The organism is Flaviflexus sp. (genome assembly GCF_052087705.1).
Classification (GTDB): domain Bacteria; phylum Actinomycetota; class Actinomycetes; order Actinomycetales; family Actinomycetaceae; genus Flaviflexus; species Flaviflexus ciconiae.
On record NZ_JBQCYC010000030.1, the window covers coordinates 1 to 25,339 of the forward strand.

The 25,339-nt window shown below is 60.9% G+C and carries 21 protein-coding genes and 1 pseudogene; 10 read left to right on the forward strand and 12 right to left on the reverse strand.

Annotated elements, in window-relative coordinates; translation table 11 throughout:
- The 6 genes and pseudogenes from ACTHUY_RS11230 to ctaE all read right to left on the reverse strand — a co-directional run.
- Positions 1-558: pseudogene (locus ACTHUY_RS11230) on the reverse strand (hypothetical protein); the annotation flags it as partial.
- Positions 559-1,200: 642 nt separating this feature from the next.
- Positions 1,201-1,815, reverse strand: coding sequence for a superoxide dismutase (locus ACTHUY_RS11235; protein WP_441654175.1), 615 nt, complete (start codon positions 1,813-1,815; stop codon positions 1,201-1,203).
- Between the two features lie 109 nt (positions 1,816-1,924).
- Entirely contained in the window at positions 1,925-3,616 is a 1,692-nt protein-coding gene (qcrB, locus tag ACTHUY_RS11240) for a cytochrome bc1 complex cytochrome b subunit (protein ID WP_441674995.1), read from the reverse strand.
- Complete coding sequence (gene qcrA / locus ACTHUY_RS11245) at positions 3,613-4,641, reverse strand: cytochrome bc1 complex Rieske iron-sulfur subunit (RefSeq protein WP_441654177.1); 1,029 nt, start codon at positions 4,639-4,641, stop codon at positions 3,613-3,615. The genes qcrB and qcrA overlap by 4 nt, the downstream gene beginning before the upstream one ends.
- Positions 4,638-5,423 (reverse strand): cytochrome bc1 complex diheme cytochrome c subunit, encoded by a 786-nt coding sequence (qcrC, locus tag ACTHUY_RS11250; RefSeq protein WP_441654178.1) that lies wholly within the window; start codon positions 5,421-5,423, stop codon positions 4,638-4,640. The genes qcrA and qcrC overlap by 4 nt, the downstream gene beginning before the upstream one ends.
- A 52-nt stretch (positions 5,424-5,475) precedes the next feature.
- Positions 5,476-6,111: an aa3-type cytochrome oxidase subunit III gene (ctaE, locus tag ACTHUY_RS11255; protein WP_228201553.1), complete on the reverse strand. Its 636-nt coding sequence runs from the start codon at positions 6,109-6,111 to the stop codon at positions 5,476-5,478.
- 272 nt (positions 6,112-6,383) lie between these two features.
- On the opposite strand from ctaE, the gene ACTHUY_RS11260 reads away from it, so the two are divergent.
- Together ACTHUY_RS11260 and trpD are read left to right on the forward strand one after the other, a co-directional pair.
- Positions 6,384-6,821, forward strand: coding sequence for a hypothetical protein (locus ACTHUY_RS11260; RefSeq protein WP_126703165.1), 438 nt, complete (start codon positions 6,384-6,386; stop codon positions 6,819-6,821).
- Positions 6,818-7,864, forward strand: coding sequence for an anthranilate phosphoribosyltransferase (gene trpD, locus ACTHUY_RS11265; RefSeq protein ID WP_441654179.1), 1,047 nt, complete (start codon positions 6,818-6,820; stop codon positions 7,862-7,864). Before ACTHUY_RS11260 ends, trpD begins: the two co-directional genes overlap by 4 nt.
- A gap of 156 nt (positions 7,865-8,020) precedes the next feature.
- Here trpD and ACTHUY_RS11270 read toward each other — a convergent pair whose 3' ends face one another.
- From ACTHUY_RS11270 to ACTHUY_RS11280, 3 genes are read right to left on the reverse strand one after another with little or no spacing between them, the layout of a single operon-like run.
- Entirely contained in the window at positions 8,021-8,299 is a 279-nt protein-coding gene (locus tag ACTHUY_RS11270) for an Lrp/AsnC family transcriptional regulator (RefSeq protein WP_126703167.1), read from the reverse strand.
- A gap of 33 nt (positions 8,300-8,332) precedes the next feature.
- Complete coding sequence (locus ACTHUY_RS11275; RefSeq protein ID WP_441674993.1) at positions 8,333-10,084, reverse strand: DEDD exonuclease domain-containing protein; 1,752 nt, start codon at positions 10,082-10,084, stop codon at positions 8,333-8,335.
- Positions 10,084-10,503, reverse strand: a complete 420-nt coding sequence (locus ACTHUY_RS11280) for a hypothetical protein (protein ID WP_441674992.1) — start codon at positions 10,501-10,503, stop codon at positions 10,084-10,086. The genes ACTHUY_RS11275 and ACTHUY_RS11280 overlap by 1 nt, the downstream gene beginning before the upstream one ends.
- A 58-nt stretch (positions 10,504-10,561) precedes the next feature.
- Here ACTHUY_RS11280 and ACTHUY_RS11285 point away from each other — a divergent pair, with 58 nt between their 5' ends.
- Both ACTHUY_RS11285 and ACTHUY_RS11290 read left to right on the forward strand, forming a co-directional pair.
- Positions 10,562-11,773: a pyrophosphate--fructose-6-phosphate 1-phosphotransferase gene (locus tag ACTHUY_RS11285; RefSeq protein WP_441654182.1), complete on the forward strand. Its 1,212-nt coding sequence runs from the start codon at positions 10,562-10,564 to the stop codon at positions 11,771-11,773.
- Positions 11,774-11,864: 91 nt separating this feature from the next.
- Positions 11,865-13,226: a class II 3-deoxy-7-phosphoheptulonate synthase gene (locus tag ACTHUY_RS11290; protein ID WP_441674990.1), complete on the forward strand. Its 1,362-nt coding sequence runs from the start codon at positions 11,865-11,867 to the stop codon at positions 13,224-13,226.
- Positions 13,227-13,397: 171 nt separating this feature from the next.
- Here ACTHUY_RS11290 and pknB read toward each other — a convergent pair whose 3' ends face one another.
- Both pknB and ACTHUY_RS11300 read right to left on the reverse strand, forming a co-directional pair.
- Positions 13,398-15,362, reverse strand: a complete 1,965-nt coding sequence (gene pknB / locus ACTHUY_RS11295) for a Stk1 family PASTA domain-containing Ser/Thr kinase (protein WP_441654184.1) — start codon at positions 15,360-15,362, stop codon at positions 13,398-13,400.
- A gap of 68 nt (positions 15,363-15,430) precedes the next feature.
- Positions 15,431-16,888, reverse strand: a complete 1,458-nt coding sequence (locus tag ACTHUY_RS11300; protein WP_441654185.1) for a LysM peptidoglycan-binding domain-containing protein — start codon at positions 16,886-16,888, stop codon at positions 15,431-15,433.
- Between the two features lie 95 nt (positions 16,889-16,983).
- Here ACTHUY_RS11300 and ACTHUY_RS11305 point away from each other — a divergent pair, with 95 nt between their 5' ends.
- The gene (locus tag ACTHUY_RS11305; RefSeq protein WP_441654186.1) at positions 16,984-17,334 is read left to right on the forward strand and encodes an Rv2175c family DNA-binding protein; all 351 of its coding nucleotides are present in this window, start codon (positions 16,984-16,986) and stop codon (positions 17,332-17,334) included.
- Positions 17,335-17,590: 256 nt separating this feature from the next.
- Here ACTHUY_RS11305 and ACTHUY_RS11310 read toward each other — a convergent pair whose 3' ends face one another.
- Positions 17,591-18,664, reverse strand: coding sequence for a polyprenyl synthetase family protein (locus ACTHUY_RS11310; RefSeq protein ID WP_441654187.1), 1,074 nt, complete (start codon positions 18,662-18,664; stop codon positions 17,591-17,593).
- Between the two features lie 104 nt (positions 18,665-18,768).
- Between ACTHUY_RS11310 and ACTHUY_RS11315 the strand changes: the two genes are divergently transcribed.
- The 5 genes from ACTHUY_RS11315 to ACTHUY_RS11335 all read left to right on the forward strand — a co-directional run.
- Complete coding sequence (locus tag ACTHUY_RS11315) at positions 18,769-19,686, forward strand: hypothetical protein (protein WP_441654188.1); 918 nt, start codon at positions 18,769-18,771, stop codon at positions 19,684-19,686.
- Between the two features lie 115 nt (positions 19,687-19,801).
- Entirely contained in the window at positions 19,802-20,902 is a 1,101-nt protein-coding gene (gene gcvT, locus ACTHUY_RS11320; RefSeq protein ID WP_441654189.1) for a glycine cleavage system aminomethyltransferase GcvT, read from the forward strand.
- 17 nt (positions 20,903-20,919) lie between these two features.
- The gene (gene gcvH, locus ACTHUY_RS11325; protein WP_441654190.1) at positions 20,920-21,294 is read left to right on the forward strand and encodes a glycine cleavage system protein GcvH; all 375 of its coding nucleotides are present in this window, start codon (positions 20,920-20,922) and stop codon (positions 21,292-21,294) included.
- Positions 21,291-24,176, forward strand: coding sequence for an aminomethyl-transferring glycine dehydrogenase (gene gcvP, locus ACTHUY_RS11330; protein WP_441674988.1), 2,886 nt, complete (start codon positions 21,291-21,293; stop codon positions 24,174-24,176). The genes gcvH and gcvP overlap by 4 nt, the downstream gene beginning before the upstream one ends.
- 162 nt (positions 24,177-24,338) lie before the next feature.
- Positions 24,339-25,339: sigma-70 family RNA polymerase sigma factor (locus ACTHUY_RS11335; RefSeq protein ID WP_441678895.1), on the forward strand; the 1,001-nt coding region annotated here is incomplete at its 3' end.

Consider the following 25,339-nt stretch of genomic DNA (forward strand, 5'->3'; position numbering starts at 1 on the left):
TGCGCGACTGGGTTTGCCGTCGGGGCCGGGACTGCTGTCCGCGGGGTCCATCGTGGGATTGCTGTCGACCGTTGTGGGATTCTGGTCAGGAGAATCGGTTCCCTGACCGCTTCGGTTGTCGACGGTATCGCTCGGAGCACCCGAGATGTCGGAGCCTGCGGTGCGATCGTCGTCTCCACCGAGCACAAAGAAGATCGCTGCACCGATTGCGAGGATCGCGACGATGACGATGCCGAGGATAATCCAGGCCGTGGCGTTTGAGTTGTGGGGCGGCTCGTTATTCGGCGCTGAGCCGTAGGCCTGTCCGTAAGGTTGCTGACCGTACGACTGGTTGCCAAACCCTTGCCGTGCTCCGGACGGCTGCGGGCCGTAGGGCGACTGTTGTTGCTGGTACGGATTCCCGGCGAGCATGCCACCGTCATCCGGATTCGCGGCAGACTGTCCCTGGTCATGGTTCTGGAAGCTACCGGGCTGCTGGTGGAAGCCCTGATCGTAGCCGGGCTGCTGGCCATGGTGTTGGCCCTGCCCCCAGAACTCGTTATTGTTCCCCGTGGTCATTGTTTTCTCTCTATACGGAACACGCCTAAAACATCGGGACGAAAGTCCCGGATGGTGTTTACGTCAATTTAACCGTGCACTCCCACCGAATAGCCAGGATCGCGAGGGTGAGTATTCCAACGTGCATTGAGAAATAGGGATTTCTCTGCGCAGAATTCGGTGGGTCTCTTGAAGCATATCCACCGAAGTGGCTTGTTACCGCCGTAAACATCGTGCGCCATTGGGCTTGGTACTGCTACTATCGCGGCACTTTTCGGAGCACGGTTGTCCTGTTGAACTTGCCACAATGCGATAAGTCGCAGCGGCTCTGGCTCGGCTGGGCATTTGACCGAAGCAAGATCTGGACCGCGGGGTTTGACGTAGCATTTCGGCCCACCTGCAACGGCGGCAAATTTGGTTAGGGTGCCGGATTACGGTCAGTTGCTGTGGCACTACCGATAACACTGCTGTGGTGAATGGACTGTGGGAACCGAGAGCCGTCGGGCTTTGTGACCGGGTGGAAGCCGTTGGTCACGAGGAGCGACAGTTCGACATGAGCTACGTGTAGAGATAGACATCAGGATTGTGTAGAGACGACTGTGGGCGGCTGGCTAAGCCAACCGCCCACAGTGGAGTCAGTGTCCGGTTTCCCGGGTATTCACGCTACTTGACGATAACGGTCTTCTTGGCGTCCTCGAGGCGGCTGGCAACGTCCTGCCAGTTGACGAGATTCCAGAATGCCTTGACGTAGTCAGCCTTGACGTTCAGGTAGTCGAGGTAGAAGGCGTGCTCCCACATGTCGAGCATGAGGATCGGCAGGGTGCCGACGGGAACGTTGTTCGCCTGATCGTAAAGCTGGAAGGTGGTGAGCTTACCTGCGACCGAGTCGTAGGCAAGGACGGACCAGCCGGAGCCCTGGATCCCCGTGGCAACTGCGGTGAACTGCTTGACGAAGGTGTCGAAGGAGCCGAATGCGTCCTTGATGGACTCCATGAGCTCGCCCTCGGGCTCGCCGCCACCGTTGGGGGAGAGGTTCTTCCAGAAGATCGAGTGGTTGATGTGACCACCGAGGTTGAAGGTCAGGTTCCTCTGGGCCAGGTTCAGCGATGCGAAGTCGCCGGACTCCTGAGCGGCAGCGATGGCTTCCAGAGCCGAGTTTGCGCCGGTTACGTAGGTGTTGTGGTGCTTGCTGTGGTGCAGCTCCATGATCTTGCCGGAGATGTGCGGCTCGAGAGCAGCGTAATCGTAGTCGAGCTCAGGCAGTGTGTACTGTGCCATGGTGTCATTCCTCCAAGTCTGCCCAGTCGTTCGTATTGACCGGGACCTTTGTCTTACTAGTCTTACTCATGAGTGGGCCTGCTATCTAGCAAACCCGCTCATGGCGAAATCAGGACTCGATCTCGTCCTGGTCCGTGCGCTCGAGCTGAGCAACGGATGTGGACTGCGAGCTGTGGTCCAACTGGTGATGCGATGCCTGTGCGGCCGCGAGTTCGCTCTTCGTGACCGGCTCAACGCGGTCTTCGAAGAAGAACCGGGAGACGGCCGAGCGGCGCTTGAGCGACTTGTAATCGTTGCGGACGATTCCGTCTGCGTCGGTGTCCGAACCGACCTTGAGCGGGCGGTGCAGATCGTGCTGGACGAGGGTCCACAGCTCGTAGTCGTCGAGGGGACGGTGAACCGAGTGGAATGCGCCATCCGGGGTCTGCACGACGCGTCCGGTTGCTCGTCCGTGCATGGCGAGTTCGCGGTCTCGCCTCTGGAGGGACAGGCAGATGCGTTTAACTAACCAGAAGGTGATGAACGGTGCGATGAGGAATGCTATTCGCAGAGCCCACGTAATGCCGTTAAGAGACAGCTCGAAGTGGGTTGCCAAAATGTCGTTACTTCCCGCGATCACGAGAATGAAGAACTCGACAATGATGATGCAGCCGATAGCGGTACGTACGGGGACGTTTCGGGGACGGTCGAGGATGTGGTGCTCCCGCTTGTCGCCTGTCGCATATGCCTCGATGAAGGGGTATGCGGCAAGCGCGGTGAACAGAATTCCGGGGATGACCACGCCGGGGATGAGGATGCTCATCGAGAACGTGAAGCCAAGCCACTCGAATTCCCAACCTGGCATGAGGCGTAGTGCCCCTTCCAAGAACAGCATGTACCAGTCAGGCTGGGCGCCGGCAGAGACGGGGGATGGGTCATACCCGCCGTAACTCCACACGTTGTTGATCGACAACGTGGCGCCCAATAGCGCGATGAAGCCAAACACGATAAAGAAGAATCCGCCTGCCTTCGCCGCGTACACCGGGAATACGGGATATCCGACCACGTTATCTTCCTTGTGGCCCGGGCCGGGGTACTGGGTGTGCTTGTGGATGACAACCATGAGGAGATGCAGTCCAACAAGTGCCAGGATCAGGCCGGGAACAACGAGGATGTGAAGCGTGAACAGCCTGGGAATGATGTCCATGCCCGGGAATTCGCCACCGAATAGCCCAAACGACACCCACGTACCGAGGATTGGTATTGCTTTCGCAACGCCGTCGGCAATGCGCAGGCCGTTGCCTGACAGGACGTCATCGGGCAGGGAGTAGCCGGTGAAGCCGGCGAGCAGGCCAAGGATGAGAAGCGTGAAGCCAACGACCCAGTTGAGCTCGCGGGGCTTGCGGAATGCGCCGGTGAAGAACACGCGGAACATGTGGGCCACGATCGATGCCATGAACAGCAGTGCCGCCCAGTGGTGCATCTGGCGCATGAGGAGACCGCCCTTGACCTCGAACGAGATCTTCAGGGTGGATGCGTACGCCTCCGACACGTGGTTGCCCTGTTCGGTTGCGGGAAGAGCATCCAGCGGATATGTTGTCGTCGCCATCGAAGGGACAAAGAACATTGCGAGGAAGATACCCGTGAGAATGAGGGTGATGAACGAGTAAAGCGCTACCTCACCGAGGAGGAACGACCAGTGGTCGGGGAACAGCTTGCGCGCAAACCCCTTGATGACACCGGACATGCCGACGCGTTCGTCAACATAGTTGTACGCTCCGCCGGACTGCTTCGGCTTTTGTGAATACTTCGGAGTGGTCACTTCTTACGCTCCCAGTAGCTCGGGCCGACAGGTTCGGGGAAATCGCCCTCGGCAATGAGGTAGCCCTCTTCGTCAACGGTGATCGGCAACTGCGGCAGGGGCCGCTTAGCCGGGCCGAACACAACCTTCGCGCCGTCGGAGACATCGAATGTCGACTGGTGGCAGGGGCAGAGCAGATGGTGAGTCTGCTGCTCGTAGAGAGCCACGGGGCAACCAACGTGCGTGCAAATCTTCGAGAAGGCAACGATGCCATCGAGTGAGTTCTCGGGCTGCTTGAGGTCCTTCTCATCGAGACGGATCACAAGAACGACGGCCTTGGCCTTCTCGTCCGCGTAGCCCTCTTCGTGGGAGAGATCGTTGAGTCCCTCGGGAATGACGTGGAAGACCGAACCAATCGTTACGTCATCCATCTTGATGGGGCGCGACATGTCGTGCGGCCCGTCAGTCATGAGGCGCTTGCCCCTAGCCCACATGGTGTGCTTCAGCTTGCTGATGTCCCAGCCGTCCTCTTCACCCAGGTTCGCGACCAGGGGAACAAGGAAGGGCAGGGGGACGAGGGCAAGGGCACCGCCGAGAGCGGCCGTGATGAACGGGCGGCGAGCGACGCCGGAATCGGCGACGCCCTGGCGCATGATCTCCATGGCCTCGGCGCGCTCCTCGGGGGACGTGCGGGAGGTGGGACGCTCCTCAACCATCTCCTCGTCGTTCATGAGGGCCTTCGCCCAGTAGACGGCTGCGAAGCCAATACCGCCGAAACCGATGGCAAGCCCCAGTCCAAGGACGAGGTTGCCGAGGCGGATATTGCCGAGCGTCGAGTAGTCCGGGAGCACGAAGTAGAGGACGACCGCTGCGAGCGACGCGAGTGCCGACAGCGAGAAGACACCCGTGACGATTGCGGAGTCGAGCTTCTTCAGGCCCGGCTTCGACTCATTCTTCCGAGGAGTGTGCGGGGGCAGCCCCGGATTCTCAAACCTCTCCTCGGGGTCATTGCTCAGCGTCGATGCTGACTGAATGTCCTTGCTCAAGACTTCTTCGCTCCAATCCAAACGGCAATGAGGCAGAGTCCGCCAATGCCGACGATCCAGATCCACATGCCTTCAACAACGGGGCCAACAGAACCCAGGTTGTTGCCGCCGATCGACTCGGCGTTCTGCTGGTGGTCGATATAGGAAATGATATCCTGCTTACCCTGTTCGGTGATGTTGGCGTCATTGAACACAGGCATCGACTGCGGGCCGGTCACCATGGCCTCGTAGATCTCCGTCGGAGTGGAGTCCATGAGGGACGGGGCGACCTTGCCCTCGGAAAGTGCGCCACCGGCACCAACGGCGTTGTGGCACATGGAGCAGTTCGTGCGGAAGAGCTCCATGCCGGAAGCCGGATCGCCCTTCGCGGGATCGACCAAGTCTGCGGACGGAATTGCCGGGCCGGGGCCAAGCGTTGCAACGTACGCGGAGACGTCGTAAATCTGCTCTTCGGTGAACTGAACGTCCTTCACTTCGGCCTGGGGCGAGTTATTCGCCATCGGCATACGACCCGTGATCATCTGGAAGTGGACGGAGGCAGCTCCCACACCGGTGAGTGACGGTGCGATATCGGTGCCGGCAGCATCCGGGCCGTGGCAGGAGGCGCAGTTCGCCTCAAAGATGGCCTCGCCCTCCTGGACGTTAGCTTCCGAGGTGCCCTGGGTGGCGGTAGCGCTACCGGGGGCCACGACTGAGTAGATTCCGGCCGTCAAGAACAGTGCAAACAGCAGAAGGACGACCGGGGCGTACCGGTTCCTTCTGACCATGGCGGAGATCTTCACGATGATGGCCTCGCTTCTTCAGTGATTGAGTAGGGACGGGAAACGGTGATCATCATTTGAGAACGTAAATGATGAAGAACAGGGCGATCCAGATGACGTCAACGAAGTGCCAGTAGTAGGACGTGACGACTGCGGTGGATGCCTCGCGGTGGCTGAACTTCCTCGTGATCGACGTGCGGCCGATAATCAGAAGGAAAGCAATGAGACCACCGATAACGTGGATGGCGTGGAAACCGGTCGTGATGTAAAAGACCGATCCGTAGCTGCTTCCACTGATCGTTACGCCGTGCGTGACGAGCTCGTAGTACTCGAAGATCTGGAGGCAAACGAAGATCGCTCCGAGGAAGAAGGACAGCATGTACCACTCGGTCATGCCCCACTTCCGAAGGTCAAGGAAAGACCCCTCGCGGCGGGCGATCATCTTCTCAGCCTTCCACACGCCGAACTGGCACGTGATGGACGAGGTCATCAGGATCAGGGTATTGATGGCTGCAAAGGGCACGTTCAATGACTCGGCCGCCTGGCTCCACGCAGCTTCGCCCGCAACGGAGCGGTGCGTGAAGTACATGGCGAACAGGCCCGCGAAGAACATCAGCTCGCTGGAAAGCCAGACGATGATGCCCACGGACAGGACATTGGGACGCGTTACGTGTGGCGCACGATGGGCAGCCGAAGTTGCTGTACTCACAGTGGACATTATGTCTTAAAAATCCCGGGACTTCTGCATTTCTTGGGATGAAAGTCCCAGATCCGCGTGAAATGTCCCATTAGTCGCAGTTAAATCTCATCAAACAAGCGAATTAGTCCGATCTTTGAGGCTTACACCATAGCTGATTGGCGTTTCCTTAGTAAATTGCGCAGTGTTCCGTTGCGAAAGACGCGTACGGACGGCGTGCCCCGAATTGTCCCGTTCGCGATAGGATGAAACCTGCATAGAAACGTTTCCGGATGGAGGACAGAATGTCGGATCTCGTACGATCTCAGGACGCGGCTGTCGCGACGACCAAGGCAACCGCCAAGGTCATGATCTACAGCGATGACCGGGCAACGCGCGATGAGGTGCGGATGACCGTTGGCCGCAGGCCTGGCAAGGGCGCGCCCACAATCGAGTGGTTTGAGGCAGCGACCGAGTTTGGCATCGAGGATCTTCTCGAGAAGGAAACGTTCGACCTGCTGATCTTCGATGGTGAGGCCAGCAAGGTTGGCGGCATGGGTCTCGCCAAGCAGCTCAAAGACGAGGTCGAAGCATGCCCGCCGGTTCTCCTCCTCATTGCCCGCCCGCAAGACGAGTGGCTGGGCCGCTGGTCGCAGGCGGAGGAAATGACGACCTTCCCGATTAACCCCCGCGACATCCAGCAGAAGGTGACAAAGCTCCTCATGGGAGCGAACGCACGATGAGTGACCGCACCTGGTCTGAACTCACTTCCCGGTTGATCCGGCGCGAGGACCTCGCGCTGGAAGACACTCGTTGGGCCATGGACGAAGTCATGTCCGGGCAAACGTCCCCGGTGATCCTCGCAGGGTTCCTCACGGCGCTTGCCACGAAGGGCGAGACGATCGCGGAACTCCGGGGTCTTGCCGACGCCATGCTGGAGCATGCCACCCCGATTGAACTTGACCGCGACACGCTCGACATCGTGGGAACGGGTGGCGACCGCCTGAAGACGGTCAACATCTCGACGATGTCCTCGCTCGTCATTGCGGCAGCGGGTGTCAAGGTTGTCAAGCACGGCAACCGTGCCTCGTCGTCGTCATCGGGTTCGGCGGACTGTCTGGAGGCTCTCGGTGTTGATCTGAACCTTCCGAAGGAACGCGTGGTCGACAACTTCTCCGAGCTTGGTATCACCTTCCTGTTCGCTAACCTGTTCCACCCGTCAATGCGACACGCTGCGGTCGCCCGCCGCGAGCTTGCGGTCGGTACAGCGTTTAACGTTCTTGGCCCGCTGACCAACCCGGCACGGCCCCGTGCCGGGGCCATCGGCGTGTCGTCCGCGCACCACGCACCGATTGTTGCCGGCGTTCTTGCGGACCGCGGTAACGATGCTCTCGTGTTCCGCGGCGACAACGGCATGGACGAACTGAACGCGGTTGCCGTCAACCACGTGTGGGAAGTGCGGGACGGCGCCGTCGAATACACCGCGGTTAACGCGACGGCCGATCTCGGACTCGCCCCCGCCACGGTTGAGGATCTCCGAGGAGCGGACGCCACGTTCAACGCCGATGTCGCACGCAGGGTTCTTGCGGGGGAGAAGGGCGCCGCTCGCGACGCCGTTCTTCTCAACACGGCGGGTGCGCTGGTCGCCGACGGAAGGCTCGTCGCACCCGACTCGGGCTCCCTTATCGAGCGCCTGGGCAGGGGCTTTGAGATTGCGCGGGAGACGATCGACACGGGCAAGGCCGACGACCTGCTGCGCCGCTGGGTCGAACTCTCTCACGCCTAGTCGCGGCTCGTTTGCGGCGGCAGTCGCGTCGGCACAGCCGGATGACGACATCTTCATAGAACTGCTCCCCGGGTAGGAACTGATTGTCAGTCCTATTCCGGGGAGCTTTTCGGTTAGGTGGCCCTGCTGCGCAGGTCGATCACGCGGGCACCATCATCAGTCGAGTCCGATGTGGAAGGCCGCCTCGAGGTCGTGCTGGGAGTAGGCGCGGAACGCGATGTAGGTGACGGTGTCGATCACGCCCTCAACCTTGCCCATCTTGTCCGCGATAACGTCGGCAAGCCTGTCGTGGTCGGAGACCCGGACGACGGCGATCAGGTCGCGGTCACCGGTTGTGGAGTACACCTCGGAAACGCCCTTAATTTGGGTGAGTTCCTCGGCAACCTCCGGGATGCGGCCACTGTCGGCGTCGATGAGCACAATTGCTGTCAGCATGCAGATTCCTTTCGCTTCCTCAATGGCTCCAGCTTACGCTCTCGAACGGGATGGAGTGCGTTCGACTGCCACGTCGATCGTGAATCGCAAAGGTGAGAAACGAGAGACAGCGAATGGCTGGTCGGGGGAGTTCAGCAGGCGAGCTGTTGGCGACGTGATCCAGTTGTAGAGAAGCTCGGTCTCTTCGACCGGGGCAGCCCCGCAGGCGGTCTCCGGTGGCTCAACGGCCTTTGTTGCAGAGGAGAGCGCCTCCACGGTTCCCAGGACCTCGTGGACGGAATTCGCAACGGCTGATCCGGCGAGCCTTCCCCACCGCACGACGATGATTTCCCAGCCGCGATCGGCGGGACGGGAGGCTCGCAGCTCCGGGATGTTCGACAGGAGGGAGAGTCTTTCGTGCCGCGCCGCCGTACGGACGAGAGCGGACAGCCGATCCCGTTCATCCGCGGCGCGTTCGAACTCTTCGCGGAAGGACAGTGTCCGGAGGTTGTCCATTGCGGACTCAACGGCCCGGTCTACGGTTCCCGAGAGCAAACCCCGGGTTTCGGGAACGGCATCTTGGGGGATTCCGGTGACACACGGGGCAGAGCACATCCCCATGTCTAACAGCGAGCAGGCGCGAGCATTCGGCTTAGGTACTGTCGGTAACCGCGTCGTGCACGTGCGGATCTGGGTAACGCGTTCGAGGAGGTCCTTGGCTCGCCGGGCCGCCTTAGCGGAGGTGAATGGCCCGAGTGCATGTGCCATGTTGTCGGTCGGGACGGAGCGAACGATGGAGAGCCTGGGATGTGGTTCGTTGGTGAGAACGATCCAGGGGCGCTTCTCCGGGCTCTTTGAGCGGCGGTTGTAGGGCGGGCTGTGCTGCTGAATGTCGCGAAGCTCGAGAACCTGGGCTTCGAGCCTGGTTGCGGTCGATGTGGCCTCGACCCGCACGGCAAGGTCGACCATTTCCCCAATTCGGGACCTTTTCTCGGCAGCGGTGAAGTACTGGCGGACCCGCTTGTAGACGTTGACTGAGGTGCCGACGTACATGACTTCGTTCGACGGGCCAATGAACCGGTACACGCCCGGGGTGCGGGGCAGGTCGTCCGCGAGATGAGCTTTCGTCCGCCTGCGGTACGGCACGTTATCGGTCGCGGTCTTCAGGTCCTCGAGGTGGGTGACACCGAGCGGCCCGAGCCGTCCGAGCATGAACTGGAGGAGCTCTTCGGTTGCCTTCGCATCATCCAGAGCCCGGTGGTTCGGCTGAGTTTGTGTTCCGATGACACGGGCAAGAGTTCCCAGCTTGTAGTTCGGGGTCTCGTCCTTGCTGATCGTGCGGCGTGCCAGTTGCACGGTGTCCAGCGTCATGAGCTTCGGGAAGGGAAGGTCAAGGGCAGCTGCCGCTGCCTTGAGGTGGCCCACGTCGAATCGAGCATTGTGGGCGACAAGGACCGTGTCGGGGGAGTTGCCCAAGAATTCGAGGAAGGCGGGAAGGACCTTGGCGATTCGTGGGGCGTCGATAACCATGGCGGTGGTGATACCGGTGAGGACGGTAATGAACGGAGGAATGGGCTGATTCGGGTTCACGAGGGTGGCGAACTCGCCGATGACTTCGCCGCCGCGGGACTTCACCGCCCCGATTTCCGTGATCTCTTCGGAACCCGGCGCGCCGCCGGTTGTTTCGAGGTCGACAACGACGAACGTTGCCTCCCGCAGGTCCGTTCCCAGTTCCGAGAACGACATTTGAACGGGAGTGCCCTCGTGGGCGCGCCTACTGTCTTCGAGGATTAGCCGTCCTGCCACTACACTCTCATCCCATCGTCGCCATCATCCCCGGTCGCAAAAGCAACGACCCAGGCAACCCCGGCACCCGCCGCGGCTATGACGACAACGATAAAGAGCGTCGGGGACAGAGTGAGGACGGAAACTTCGTTGAGGACGATGAGAACAAGCCCGATACCCACAATGGCGAGCAGGACCTTTTCGAGTGTCGAAAGGGGCCGTTTACCCATGGCCTCATACGTGGCGTCCAACACGTCGTCGGCCGCTTCCGGTTGCTCGTCATCGAGCTCGGGCTGCACCCAGTCACGGGGCCGAGCGGCTCGCTGAGTCGGAGGAACAGCCGAAATCGGCCAATCGGCACCATCGAACGCGTCACCGAGTTCTGCCGCGTAGCGGTCCCAGTCGGTCTCATCCATTCCGTCTTTGTTCTCAGGGCCCATGATTTACATCGTATGACAGATAGAATGAATCCGTACTGTTCCCAATGGAAGGTTAATCATGGCATTGAACCGTGTTGCTATCTTGACTGCGGGCGGCTTCGCCCCCTGCCTTTCTTCCGCTGTTGGCGGGCTCATTGAGCGCTACAACGAGCTGGATCCCGAAATCGAGATTGTCGGCTACGAGTACGGCTACCACGGCCTGCTCACCGGCACGAAGATCGTATTCGACGAGGAGGCACGCAAGAACGCAGGAGTTCTTCAAAACTTTGGCGGTTCCCCCATTGGTAACTCGCGCGTCAAGCTCACGAACGTTGACGATCTCGTCAAGCGCGGCCTCGTCAAGGAAGGCGAGAACCCGCTCGAGGTAGCTGCGGAGCAGCTCCGCAAGGACGGCGTTGACGTTCTTCACACCATCGGTGGCGACGACACGAACACGACCGCCGCTGATCTCGCTGCCTACCTGCACGAGCACCAGTACGAGCTGACCGTCGTTGGTCTTCCCAAGACGATCGACAACGACATTGTTCCGATCGCCCAGTCCCTGGGCGCCCTCACGGCGGCTGAGGAGGCTGCCGAGTATGCGATCAACATCATCGGTGAGCACCGTTCCTCGCCCCGCATGCTCATCATCCACGAGGTCATGGGACGCGCCTGCGGCTACCTGACGGCACGCGCCTCCTACGATTACCGTCGCTGGGTTGACGCCCAGGAGTGGCTGCCCTCGGCCGGCCTCAAGAAGGAACGCTGGGACATCCACGCCGTGTACCTGCCGGAAATGGATATCAACCTTGAGACCGAGGCAGAGCGTCTCCGCGGTGTCTTGGACGAGCAGGGCAACGTCAACATCTTCCTCTCGGAGGGTGCCGGCGTCGACGAGATCATTGAAGAGATGGAAGCGGCCGGCGAAGAGGTTCCCCGCGATCCCTTCGGCCACGTCAAGCTTGACAAGATCAACCCTGGACAGTGGTTTGCCGACAAGTTCGCCGAGCGCCTCGGTGCCGAGAAGGTCATGGTCCAGAAGTCCGGCTACTACTCGCGTGCAGCCAGCGCGCGTGCCGAGGATCTGCACCTTATCAAGGGCATGGTCGACTACGCCGTCGAGTCCGCACTCCGCGGAGACTCGGGCGTTGTCGGACACGACGAGGAGGACGGCAACAAGCTGAAGTCCATCAAGTTTGACCGTATTGCAGGCCACAAGAAGTTCAACATGTTTGTTCCGTGGTTCGAGGAGGTCATGGAGACCATCGGCCAGCCCCTCAAGGCTGACTGAGCAACTCATCTGACTGACTCAAATTAACGAAAGGGTGACCACGTGGCGGACGGATTCCGCCACGTGGTCACTTCTGTATAGGATCGGTGTCGTGGAATCGCAACCAGTACATGAGATTTACCAGTCGCTCGAACGCTGGCGGGAACTGCCCGCCAAGCACCAGCCTGCCTGGCCGGATGCTGACAAGGTGCGGGGCGTTGGCGACTATCTGCGCTCCATGCCGCCCCTCGTCTTTGCTGGCGAGGCCGATACGCTCAAGGAAGAGATCGCCAAGGCGGGCCGCGGAGAGACTTTTATCCTCCAGGGCGGCGACTGCGCCGAAACGTTTGTGGACTCTGTGTCCGCGGCTCGTATCCGCGCAAAGATCCAGACCATCTTGCAGATGGCGATCATCCTGACCTACGGGGCTGCACTCCCGGTTGTGAAGATTGGGCGCATGGCGGGTCAGTACGCGAAGCCGCGTTCCAACCCGCTGGAGACCCGCGATGGCGTTGAGCTGCCCTCCTACATGGGCGATGCTGTCAACGGTCACGACTTCACGCCCGAGCAGCGGATCCCGGATCCGCAGCGCATGGTGGATGCCTACCATCGCTCGGCAACAACCCTGAACCTGATCCGGGCCTTCACGGGTGGCGGCTTTGCCGACATGTCGAAGGTGCACGAATGGAACAAGGGCTTTACGGAGAACCCGGCGTACAAGAAGTACGAGAAGATGGCGGAAGACATCGACTGGGCACTCCGCTTCATGAGTGCCGCGGGGATCGACTCCCCGAACCTGCGTACGGTGGACATGTACTCCTCTCACGAGGCGTTGCTACTCGAATACGAGACGGCAATGACTCGTATCGACCAGCGCACCAGCAAGCCGTACAATACGTCCGCGCACTTCCTGTGGATCGGTGAACGCACCCGCGACGTCGACGGTGCCCACGTCGACCTGCTTTCGCACGTCCGCAACCCCATTGGTGTCAAGCTTGGACCGACCTCAACAGTCGATGATGCCAGGCGCCTCATGGACAAGCTCAACCCGGACGGTGAGGAAGGCCGCCTGACCTTTATCACCCGCATGGGTGCTTCGAAGATCAGGTCGATCCTTCCCGGCCTCGTCGAGGGCATTACGAGCGACGGGCGCCCGGTTACGTGGATGACGGACCCGATGCACGGCAACACAATCACCGCGTCGAATGGCTACAAGACGAGACGCATGGAAGATGTTGTCGATGAAGTCCGCGGCTTCTTCGACGTCCACATCGGACTTGGCACGGTTCCCGGCGGTGTTCATATCGAACTCACCGGTGACTCCGTCACCGAGGTTCTCGGCGGCTCTGAAGAACTGTCTGAAGAGATCCTTTCTCAGCGGTACGAGACGCTCGTTGATCCGCGCCTCAACCACAGGCAGTCGCTCGAGCTGGCGTTCCTTGTCTCCCAAATGTTGCGAGACAGCGACAAGTAGCAGACTAAAGATTGCCGGCTGTAACCGGCCGGCCTTCTAACCAAAGAAGAAGCGGCAGACCATGCAGGTCTTCCGCTTCTTCCGTTATCTGATTTGTCGCGATGGGACGCCTTTACCCATATTGAAGTGCGTGGGGGTCCTGGACTTCGTTTGTCGAAGACTGCGCTTGTCCTAGACGACGATGAGGGTGATGACGGTGCCACGAGGGTGTTCTTCACCTGCGGGAATCGATTGTTCGCGGACCCGGTTGAAGACGCCTCCGAGGAAGTCTTCGTACTCGACAACAAAGCCCAATTCCTCGAGCACGTCCGTTGCGTCGCCGCGAGACATGCCGTAGACGTCCGGAACTTCGAACAGCTCGGGGCCAAGGGAGATCGTGAGCGTCACCGAGTCACCGCGGAAGGCTGAGCCTGAGGTCGACTGTGCAATCACGTTGCCCTCGGGAACTTCGTCGGAGTAGGCATTGTCGGTATCGACCTCCAAGCCGACCTCGGTAAGGGTCTCGGTTGCTTCTTCAAGCGGCTGGCCGGTGACGTCGACAATCTCGACGGGCTCCCGACCGAGCGAGACGGTCAGGGTAACAACGGAGGAATGGTCGACCTCGGTGGAACCCTCGATCGACTGCTCGATAACGTTGCCTTCGAGGACGGTCTGGGAGTAGTCCTCGTCGTATTCCACCTCGAGACGGTTGTCCGTTAGCTGCTGCGTGGCCGTCTCCCGGGGAAGTCCAACGACCGAGGGAACGGTGACCTGTTCGATTCCGAGGGAAACCGTGAGCGTGACTTCCTCGTTCTTTGCCATCTGCATGGCAGGCTCGGGATCGGAAGAGATGACGTAGCCTTCGCGGATATCGTCCGAGTAGTCCGTTTCGATCACCGGGGTAAGTCCGACGGTCTCAATGATGGTGACGGCAGCGTCCTGCTGCCTGCCAGCGACGTCAGGCACGGCGATTCTCATGCCGGGTCCGGCGGTGAAATACCAGTAGACGCCGGCAGCGGAGGCGCCGATAAGGAGGAGGATAATGAGCCACCGCCATATCGTCGACGTGGTCGAGGAAGCGACCTCGTTGGAGCCAGAGCGGCGCTTGGCGATCTCATGACCGCGGGAAATCTTCCGTTTTGTCTGCTCCGGGGGAGCCGTGAGAACGGCTGTCTTATGGGCGGGCGTGAACGTGCGGGTGTCGTGCGAACCGGTTTGTGCAAGCTTGTTTCGCTCGGACGAAGTGCGGTCAAGGTTCGTGGGGGTAACGGCGACCCGTCGCTTGGCGATGATGTCATCAAGATCGTTGAGTACGGCCTGGACGCGGTCCCGGGCCTCGGTACCGTTAGCGGGGCGCTGCTCAGGGTTCTTGGCGGTGAGCAAACCAATGAGGGAGTCGACAGAGGACGGGATCCACGGTGCCATCGTCGACAGGCGTGGCATGTTGTCGTTGACATGCTTGTATGCCAGGGCAATGGGAGTTTCGGCGGTGAACGGCACATCACCGGCGATGAGCTCGTAGAGCATGATGCCGGCGGCATAAATGTCCGATCGGGCGGTCGCCTGCTCCTGGAGCACTTCGGGTGCCAGGTAGGCCACGGTGCCGAGCACGGTGCCGGCGGTTGTTGACCGGGCGGCCGCAACGGCGCGGGCGAGGCCAAAGTCGGTGACTTTCGCGTTCACGTCGTCACCGTTGACGAGCATGACATTCTCGGGCTTCACGTCGCGGTGAATAAGGCCCGCCTGGTGCGCGGAACCGAGGGCGGCAAGAACCTGGCGAATGATTTCCAGAGCCATACCGAGGGGCAGAGAGCCGCGCCTGCTGAGTTCGGTACGCAGATCGTCGCCGCTAATGTATTCCATGACGAGGTAGGCCATGGCGTTGACGGTGTCGGACTCGACGGTGCCCTCGTCATAGACGGAGACAACGTTCGGGTGGGAAAGCTTTGCGGCGGCGAGTGCTTCCCGGTGGAAACGCTGGACGAACTCGTCCTGGTCGGCCAGGTGCGGATGCATGACCTTGACGGCCACATCCCGGTCCAGTCGCTGATCCTGGGCCTTGTAGACGGTGGCCATGCCGCCCCGCGCCACGCGGGCACGAATGAGGTACCGTCCATCGATGACGGTCCCCAGAAGCGGATCAGGCACAGTTTTCACGTATATAGACTAAACGACGCTCCCCAGCTCCGACGGTAAGCGGGGCTGGGGAGCAGTGACCATTGAGATTAACGGAACTGTGCCATGGAGGCCTTGACGCGCTGGACGTACTGCTGTGTGTCGGAGAACATGCCGTAGCGGCGCACGGATCCAAGGCCCTGGTAGTAGCCAGCAATGCCGGCGTCAAGCGAGCCGGCGCTTGCCTGGAGCTGACGGATGATGACAACACCGGCCACGATGTTCTCGTACGGGTCAAGCAGGTTCAGGTCGCGGCCGACCAGGTCCGAGGCCCATTCGCCCGAAGAGGGAATGACCTGCATGGTCCCGATAGCGTTTGCGGGGGAGACCGCGCGAGCATCGAAGCCCGACTCCCGGAAGGCGTGTGCCTGGGCCAGTGCCGGGTCGACCCCATACTGGATCGCTACCTGGCGGACCATGGCCTGAGTCTCCGCACGCGAGGGCACGGCGATCGAGTTCAGGTATGCCTTGTTCTCATTGGCGGAACGAACCGTGGCATCCGGGTACGTGTAGTGCAGGAAAGTGTTCGGGACGAGATCGTAGGATCCGCCGCCCGTGTTCGATGCGGTGCCCGCCATGGTCAGGACCTGGCCCGGGTAGATCACGGTCGAGGACAGGCCCGAGGCCCGCATAATTGCCGAAACTGTGGTGCCGTGCTTTGAGGCAATTGCTCCGAGGGTATCGCCACGCTTGACGGTGTAGGTCGTGGACTCCACGCTCGGGGCGGGAGTGCTTGGAGCGGAGCTCGCCGGGGTCGACGTGCTTGCTGAACCGCTGAGCTTCAGGACCTGACCGGGGTAGATCATGTTCGCGTTCTTGAGTCCCGACGCCGTAACGATCGCGGAGACCGTCGTGTTGTGGCGAGCGGCAATGGCTCCGAGAGTGTCTCCGCGCTTCACCGTGTAGGTCGACGCCGACGCGGAAGCGTTCGATGCTGAAGAAGAGGAAGAAGAGCTCGCAGAATTGCTCGAGGAGGAGGCCGTGAGCGACAGCTTCTGTCCAGGGTAGATGATGTCCGAAGAGAGTCCGTTGTTCGACTTCAGAGCGGACACGGACGTGCCGTTCTTCAGAGCGATTCCCGACAGCGTATCGCCGCGCTTCACGGTGTAGGTCTTCGCCGACGCACTCGAACTGGTGGTGTTCGATCCGGACGAAGCGGCAGGTGCAGTCGACTGGGTGGAACCGGAGGACGGGATCTCGAGCCGCTGTCCCGGGTAGATCACGGCGCTGCGGCCGAGACCGTTCGCTTCAATGATCGAGTTCATCGAAACGCCGAAGCGCTGCGAGATCTCCCAAACCGAATCGCCGCTGGCGACCTGGTATGTCGCGGTCGGGAGCTTGAGCGCCGGGTTGTCGGCGGGAAGGTCAGTTGCTGAGGCGGGAAGGGGAGCAAGAGCTCCGATGGCGGCCGTTGCAGCCATGGTTACGCCGAATGAGCGCCGTGAGTACGACATCGATCCTCCGAGACAGGTCACGTTACCGATGAGCTTAATGATTATGTTGTTCATCGTGATAAATTTGTGACAGATGGTTCAGATGTGACACTAGTCGATGATGCGGCGTGTCGCCAACCGAAATGAAAAATTGGTCCTATCATCTTCCTGTGAACTCTGTCTTGCCCGATCAGATGTCCCTTCCCGAGGTTGCAGACGCGCTCAATGTGCGGCTCCGAGACGTGCGAACGATGATTTCTGACCAACGTCTTCTCGCTACGCGGCCTAGCGGTCCTCTTGTTGTCACAAGCGATCAGCTTGTCGAATCTGATAACGGCTGGGAGGTTCTTGGTAACCTCCGTGGCACGCTGGTCCTGTTGGCCGACAGTGGCTTCAGTGATGACGAAGCGCACGACTGGCTACACCGCTTTAATGATGAGCTTGAGGCAACCCCCATGGATGCGTTGCACGACGGGAAGCACCGAGCCGTGCGCCGGGTAGCCTCGGCGTTGGCCTACTGAGCACTGCTTGACTGTGCAAGGCCAGTTTGCTGCCTGGGCGCCGGTGCTTACGTGCCCGCGTTGGCACGCGAAACTTTAATTTCATGAACGACATCAATTAATTGAGATCGGGTCCCGCTGAAATGTGAGCGGGACCCGATCTTTAATTGGCCGATGCCCTAATGGATGCATCTAGGCGCGAGGTTCAGACGCAGTTACACCCGGGAAGTCACTCGCAACCTGTGCGCCTACCTGGTGTCGGTACTTGGCGGCTGTCTCAGTGCTTCCTGTTGGTTAGCCGCTGCATGAGCTGGTCGAGCAGGTGCTTGCCGGGGCCGGCAGGGAGTTCCTCCCACGCGAGCTGGGCGGCACGTTCGCGTTCGGCAATGAGTTCCTCGTGCTCGTCCCAGGCGCCGCAGTCGACAATGGCTGCCGCTATGTCCCGCACCTGGGTGTCGGTGAGATCCTGGCCGAGCGCGCGTGCGATCTCGGTTGCTTCCGGAGTTCCTGCGAGGCGAGCAAGCGTGGTGAGGATAAGGACGGTTCGCTTACCTTCGCGCAGATCGCCACCGGTGGGCTTGCCGGTCTGTGCCGGGTCACCTGCAACACCGAGAGCGTCATCCCGTAGCTGGAAGGCCTCACCGAGGGGTGAGCCGATTCTGTTCAGGGTGTCGAGCAACGTTTCGTCTGCTCCGGCGGCGTCCGCACCAATAAGGAGGGGATCGCGCACCGAGTAGCGCGCCGACTTGTGGCGAAGAACTGAGAAAGCATCCTCCCGGGCCGCAAGAAGGGCCTCGCGCGGATTGTCTCCGTCCAGGAGTGCAATGAGATCGATGTTCTCGGCGCGAATGTCGAGGAACTGTCCGAACGCCACCTCGGCGCACATTGTTTGGAAACGCTGATTGGCCGGCATCGAGGCATGCTTCAGCATGTGGGAAGAAGCGAGGGCGAGAAGGAAGTCGCCAGAGCAGATTCCCGCATCCCGTCCAAACATTGCCGAGTCGCCAACAAGGTCCGAGTTCTCAAAGTTGCTGGCAAAGGCCACGTGAACGGCTGGCTGTCCGCGCCTCGTGGGGGAATCATCCATGATGTCGTCATGGACAAGGGCCGCGCCCTGGAAGATTTCGACTGCGGCGGCCACTTCAAAAGCGCTGTCAGAGGGTTCGATCCCGGTTGTGCACATAGCGCCAGCGATCGACAGGAGTCCGCGCACCCGCTTACCGCCACCCAGGAGGTTCAACGTTGGGTCGGTAAAGGACTGGAGCAGAGCCCGATCCGCGTCCGGAAAACCATACCCTTTCAAAGCGTCAAGGGTGCGATCGGAAATTATCGAGGGAAGGGACTCATGCATGCCCCCACTCTAACGTGAAAGGGCACTCTTATCGGCACCCGGCTGTATCCACAGCTTTGCTTCCTCGAGCTTTCTCGGTGTGGCATTTGCGGTTTTATCGGGGCATGAGAGCAACGCAACCCGGGGTCATCCCCCTCGCACATTTGTCATACGCAGCCGTCGGAGCCATGGACTACGAAACCAGCGGCAAGCTCGCACTGATCCGAACGAATGATCAGCTCGTTGCCGAGGTCCGCATCCTCGACATGGAGTACTGGAAGGAAGTGGAGGCCCCCGAACCAGCCGAAAGCGCAATTGCATTAATTTTCCCCGACACGCACGACCTCAATGACCCGGAGCTCCTCAAGATCACACGAGCGCTTCACAAACTTAAGGGAGAGGGCGGCTTCTCCTGGGATGTCATCATCTCGCACGGCGGTGTCCGCTTCCGCATCTACTCCAATCACGGTTGGCTTGACGAACCAGAATCTGACGCGATGACGAACGACCGCCTCGATACCTTGATCGAGGCCTTCGACGGGCCCCGGCCGGAAGGTAGCGGCCCAATGTTCAGCCTCGACGATGCTGAAGAAGCTGACGATCAGTGGCGTCGCGCGCTCCAAGAAGAATTGGAGGGCACACCACCCACGGCCACTCCCGCCACCGGATCGCTGCAAATGGGGTCAATAAGGGACACGATCATCGTCTGGGCCGTCGGCAAGCCCGGTGCGGACAACATCGAAGTGGGCCAGGCCTTCGTGCCGCCCAGCTATCCACCCGACCGAACCCGCATCGACGCCGCCCTGACGCTCCTCGCCAAAGGAGTAGGAGAACCCGACGGAGTACACGCCCTCGCGTGCGCCGCGTACCTCGCCTGGTGGTGCGGCTACTCCCGGCTCGCCACTCATCTCTACTTCCGTGCCAAATCGACGCGCTTCAAGAGCCGATTGGCAGACCTCGTGTGGACCGCCCTGCAACAGGGAATCGTCCCGCCCTGGTGGAAGTCCGAAGACGAGGAAGAAGACCGCCCTCCGCGCGAATAGTAGCTTCACCTATCCGCCCGGAGGTGGCGCCCCACCCCACAGCATCGGCCTCCCCTGGGACAACGAGTCGGGCAATCGCGTCGCGCGCCATACAAAAAGCGGGAATAATGACCGTATGAGCTTGAATGTGACTGCCCTGGAGACCAAGCACCTCGAACTTGGTGCGACGATGACGGATTTTGCGGGATGGAACATGCCGCTCCGTTACACCTCCGACAGGGAGGAACACACCGCGGTCCGTGAACGGGCTGGCATGTTCGACCTGTCCCACATGGGCCAGATTAGAGTGGAAGGCCCCGACGCGGGAGCGGTCCTCGACTATTCGCTCGTCAACATCCTGTCGGGAATGCCGATTGGTCGAGCCCGCTACTCGCTCATGGTCGACCAGGCCGGCGGCATAATCGACGACCTCATCGTCTACCGCAATGACGACACCGACTTCCTCGTCATAGCTAACGGCGCCAACCGGCTCACGGTCGTCGACGAACTCACCAGCCGCTCCGCCGCCATCGAAGCCCGCGTCGCCATCCAGGACAACACCGAATCCCGCTGCCTCATCGCCGTCCAAGGCCCCGCCAGCCTCGACATCCTCCTCTCCGTCATCGACGAAGAGGACCGCGCAGCGGTCGCTGAACTCGGCTACTACCGGCACGGCAGGTATGCGCTCGCGGGCGTCCCGATCCACCTCGCCCGCACCGGTTACACGGGTGAGCGCGGCTACGAGGTGATGGCGGACGCGAACGCAGCCATCCAGTTGTGGGACATCATCGCCACGGCGGGGGAGGCTCACGGATTGCAGCCGTGCGGCCTGTCGGCACGCGACACGCTTCGGCTCGAGGCAGGCATGCCGCTGTACGGCAACGAACTCTCTCGTGACGTTACCCCGGCGGGTGCCGGGCAGGGTCGGGTCGTCAAGCTCGACCACGAGTTTGTTGGCGCTCAGGCCCTTCGGTCCCACGGTGATCCCGCCACATCGCTGTACGGTCTCGTAGGAGAAGGCAGGCGAGCTGCCCGAGCGGGCTCACGAATCCGTATCGACGGAGAGGACGTTGGGGAGATTACGTCCGGCGTGCTATCCCCAACGCTCGGGTACCCGATCGCGCTCGCGCTGCTGAAGCCAGGAATCGACGAAGGCCAAGCCGTCGTTGCCGACGTGCGAGGTAAAGACCAACCCATGACCGTCACAGCGCTACCGTTCTACCAGCGCAACAACTAAGAAAGAGGAAGGTGCCCATGTACCCCAACGATCGCAAGTACAGTCCGGACCACGAATGGCTGACGGAGACGAGCCCCGCACGGGTCGGAATCACCGAGTTCGCGGCCACCTCCCTCGATGAGGCCGTTTATGTTGAACTCCCCGACGTCGGTGACGAAGTCACGGCTGGAGAAGCCTGCGGAGAAATCGAATCGGTCAAGTCCGTATCCGACCTCGTCGCACCCGCCTCCGGAACGGTTACCGCCGTCAACGAAGCAGTCGTTGATGACCCGAAGCTCGCGACCGATGATCCGCACGGAGAAGGCTGGCTCTACGAACTCGACGTGACCGCCGCAGGAGATGACCTCATGGACTCTAAGGCCTACCGGGCACTGATCACGGAGTCGAAATGACAGAATTTCTTCCCCGGCACATTGGAGCGTGGGGGAGTGACCGTCAGGCCATGCTCGCCAAGGTCGGCGTTGCCAGCCTCGACGAGCTAACCGACATTGCCCTCCCGCACGGCCTCACGAGAAGCGCCACCGAGGGACTTCCCGAGGCGGCCTCCGAGCAACAGGTCCTCGCGCGGCTTACCGAGCTTTCGGAAAAGAACACGGTCAGAACCTCGATGATCGGGCAGGGTTACTACGACACCGTCACGCCCGCCGCGATCCGCCGGAACATTCTTGAAAACCCTTCCTGGTATACGGCATATACGCCCTACCAGCCCGAAATCAGCCAGGGCAGGCTGGAAATGCTCGTCAATTTCCAGACCGTCGTCTCCGAACTGACCGGGATGGACATCGCGGGCTCCTCGATGCTCGACGAAGCAACGGCCGTTGCCGAAGCCATGCTGCTCGCCAACAGGGTTGTTAAGAAGCGCAGCACCGTCCTCATCTCACCCGACGTCTTTGACGCCACCCGCGCAGTGGTCCAAACCCGCGCTCGGGCCGTTGATATCAACCTTGTCGAATCCGACTTCTCCGAGATTGACGACACCGTCGCGGCGATTATCATTCAGTACCCCGGTGCATCTGGACATCTGCCCGAGCTCGCCGAACTGGAAGAAGTCACGGCACGCGCCCACGAGGCGGGAGCCCTCGTCATCGTTGCCGCCGATCTCCTCGCACTCACCATCCTGGCCAGCCCGGGAAGCTGGGGCGCAGACATTGTCGCCGGTAACTCCCAGCGATTCGGAGTACCCATGGCCGGAGGTGGGCCACAAGCAGGCTTCCTCGCCGTCAAGGACGCACATAAGCGGCAACTACCCGGACGCCTCGTTGGAGTATCCAAAGACGCAGATGGATCGGTCGCATATCGCCTCGCACTCCAAACCCGCGAACAGCACATCCGCCGCGAAAGGGCCACGTCCAACATCTGCACCGCTCAGGTCCTCCTGGCGGTGATGGCTGCCGCCTACGCCGTCTACCATGGGCCGGACGGGCTTAAGCGAATTGCCGAAACCGTACACGAACACACTGTGGACCTTGCCAAGAAGCTCGGTAGCGTCGGTGTGCCCGTGAACACCACCTCGTTCTTCGACACGATCGAACTTGAAATACCGGGCGGGGCCGACAGGGCACGCCGCAACCTCCTGGCCGCCAACATCACCGCCTGGAAGGTCGATGAATCCACTATCCGGCTCTCCTGCGACGAAACCACCACGTCGGACGTTATCGACGAGGTCGTAGCCGCGCTCGAAGACTGCGGGACGCAGGCGGACATGACCGGAATCGATGCCGGATACCCCGTCTCACTCACCCGTGACGATGACTACCTAACGCACCCGACGTTCCATCGGTACCGCACCGAAACCCTTCTCATGCGCTACCTCAAGACGCTTGCGGACAAGGACTATGCGCTCGACCGCGGCATGATCCCCCTCGGGTCGTGCACGATGAAGCTCAACTCGGCGATCGAAATGTCGCCAATCACGTGGCCCGGCTTCGCAAAGATCCACCCGTTTGCTCCCGAAGCGGACCGCGTTGGATATCTTGAACTCATCGATGAACTGGAAAGCTGGCTAGCCTCGGCCACCGGTTACGACGCGGTGAGCCTCCAACCGAACGCCGGATCACAGGGTGAGCTTGCCGGGTTGCTTGCGATCCGTAAATACCACATCGCCCGCGGGGAGGAAGATCGCCGGATCTGCCTGATCCCGGCATCGGCCCACGGCACGAATGCCGCCTCCGCGGTACTCGCTGGCTTCAGCGTCGCCGTTGTGGCCACCGCTCCCGATGGTTCCGTTGACCTTAATGATCTCGACAAGAAGATCGAGGAGGCCGGGGATCGGATTGGTGCGATCATGATCACATACCCATCCACGCACGGCATCTACGAAGATTCCGTCGGGAAGGTGTGCGCCAAGGTGCGCGATGCTGGGGGACAGGTCTACATTGACGGTGCCAACCTCAATGCTCTCGTCGGCGTTGCGGCGCCGGGTGAGTTTGGTGGCGATGTTTCCCACCTCAATCTCCACAAAACCTTTGCGATCCCGCACGGAGGTGGAGGTCCCGGCGTGGGACCGGTCGCCGCACGCAGTCACCTGGTTCCGTTCCTGCCTTCGCATCCGTTCACGGAGAATAAGGTGACGGGAAGCGAATCGGCGAAGCGCCCCGGTCACGGTGCCGTCTCGCAGGCCCCCTACGGTTCGGCAGGAATCCTTCCGATTTCCTACGCCTACATTCTCCTCATGGGAGGAGAGGGACTCCGGATGGCAACCCAGTCGGCGGTCCTCGCAGCAAACTATGTCGCCGCGCGCCTCGACAAGATCCTGCCGGTGCTCTACCGCGGACCGGGTGGCCTTGTTGGGCACGAATGCATCATTGACCTGCGGCCGCTCCGGGAGGAAACCGGGATTACCGTTGACGATGTTGCGAAGCGTCTCGTTGACTATGGCTTCCATGCCCCGACGATGTCGTTTCCGGTCCCCGGGACTCTCATGATCGAGCCAACCGAATCCGAAGACCTCGGGGAAATTGACCGGCTATGCTCGGCGCTCGAAAAGATTCACGACGAGGCTCGTTCCGTATCCGAGGGCCGCTGGCCCGCGGATGACAACCCGCTCATCAACGCCCCGCACACGGCAGCTTCCGCTCTTGTGGGTGAATGGAATCACCCCTATTCGCGCGAAGAAGCTGTCTATCCAGGCGTTTCCGACGACGCGCTTTCCGACCCCGCAAAGCTCGGGACTGTGGTTGCCTCGAAGTACTGGCCTCCGGTCCGCCGGGTCGACGGTCCGTACGGAGATCGGAACCTCGCCTGCTCGTGCCCGCCGATCGACGCGTATGTATGATTGAGCGAGCAAGAGCCGTCACCTGCTGAGGAGACTTCGCAAAGATCACTGTTCCCATGCCACAAAAAATCGGGTATGGGAACAAATCTTTGATCTTTAGCGTTGTAGCTCAACAGGTCCTCATATTTTCGGAAGACCGTCCTCTACTTTGGAAGGCAATAAGTGTCTGAAGCGACTACGGCAAGCACCCCGTCGACCGACGCGAAGGGAGATGGCGGCACGTCTGCGCGTCGTACCACCGCACGGAAGACGGGCACCACCAAGACCGCTGCGAAGAAGGCTCCTGCCAAGACCACCGCGGCCAAGTCCACAGCCGCAAAGACCGCGAAGCCCGCCGCGACCAAGTCCGCAGCATCAAAGACCACCGCGTCGAAGACGGCGGCTAAGGCGCCCGCGAAAAAGGCCGCTCCGGCCGCAAAGAAGACCACGACTCGCAAGACCGCGGCCCAGAAGGTTGCGGAGGCTGAGAAGGTCGTCACTCCCGTCGAAGACTCGGCTGAGGAAGTCAACTCCGCCGTCACGCCCGATCTTGAGGGTGACGATGTTGAAGACGTCGACGACGTCGAAATCGAAGACGAGGACGAAGACCTCGACGAAAATGCTGACGCGGAAGAGACCGACGAGGACGACGACGCCAAGGCGAAGCCCGTTGACGCCGATGATGAACCGAGCCGCAGGACGTTGCTGCATGCGGAGGAGCGTTCCGGCCAATTCGTCGTTAAGGACTCCGATAATGCAGACGAGCCGGCTCAGCGCATCCACGTTGCTGGCGCCACGGCTGACCCTGTCAAGGACTACCTCAAGCAGATCGGTAAGGTCGCACTTCTGACTGCTGAGGAAGAGGTCGAGCTCGCCCGCCGTATCGAGGTGGGCCTCTACGCGAACTACATCATCACCGAGGATCGCGACAAGATTAAGGACAAGGCCTACGAGCGCCGCCTTAAGTGGATGGTGCGCGACGGTCAGCTCGCCAAGAACCACCTTCTCGAGGCAAACCTTCGTCTCGTCGTGTCACTCGCCAAGCGCTACACCGGCCGCGGCATGCTCTTCCTCGACCTCATTCAGGAAGGCAATCTGGGTCTCGTTCGCGCAGTTGAGAAGTTCGACTACACGAAGGGCTTCAAGTTCTCGACGTACGCAACCTGGTGGATCCGTCAGGCAAT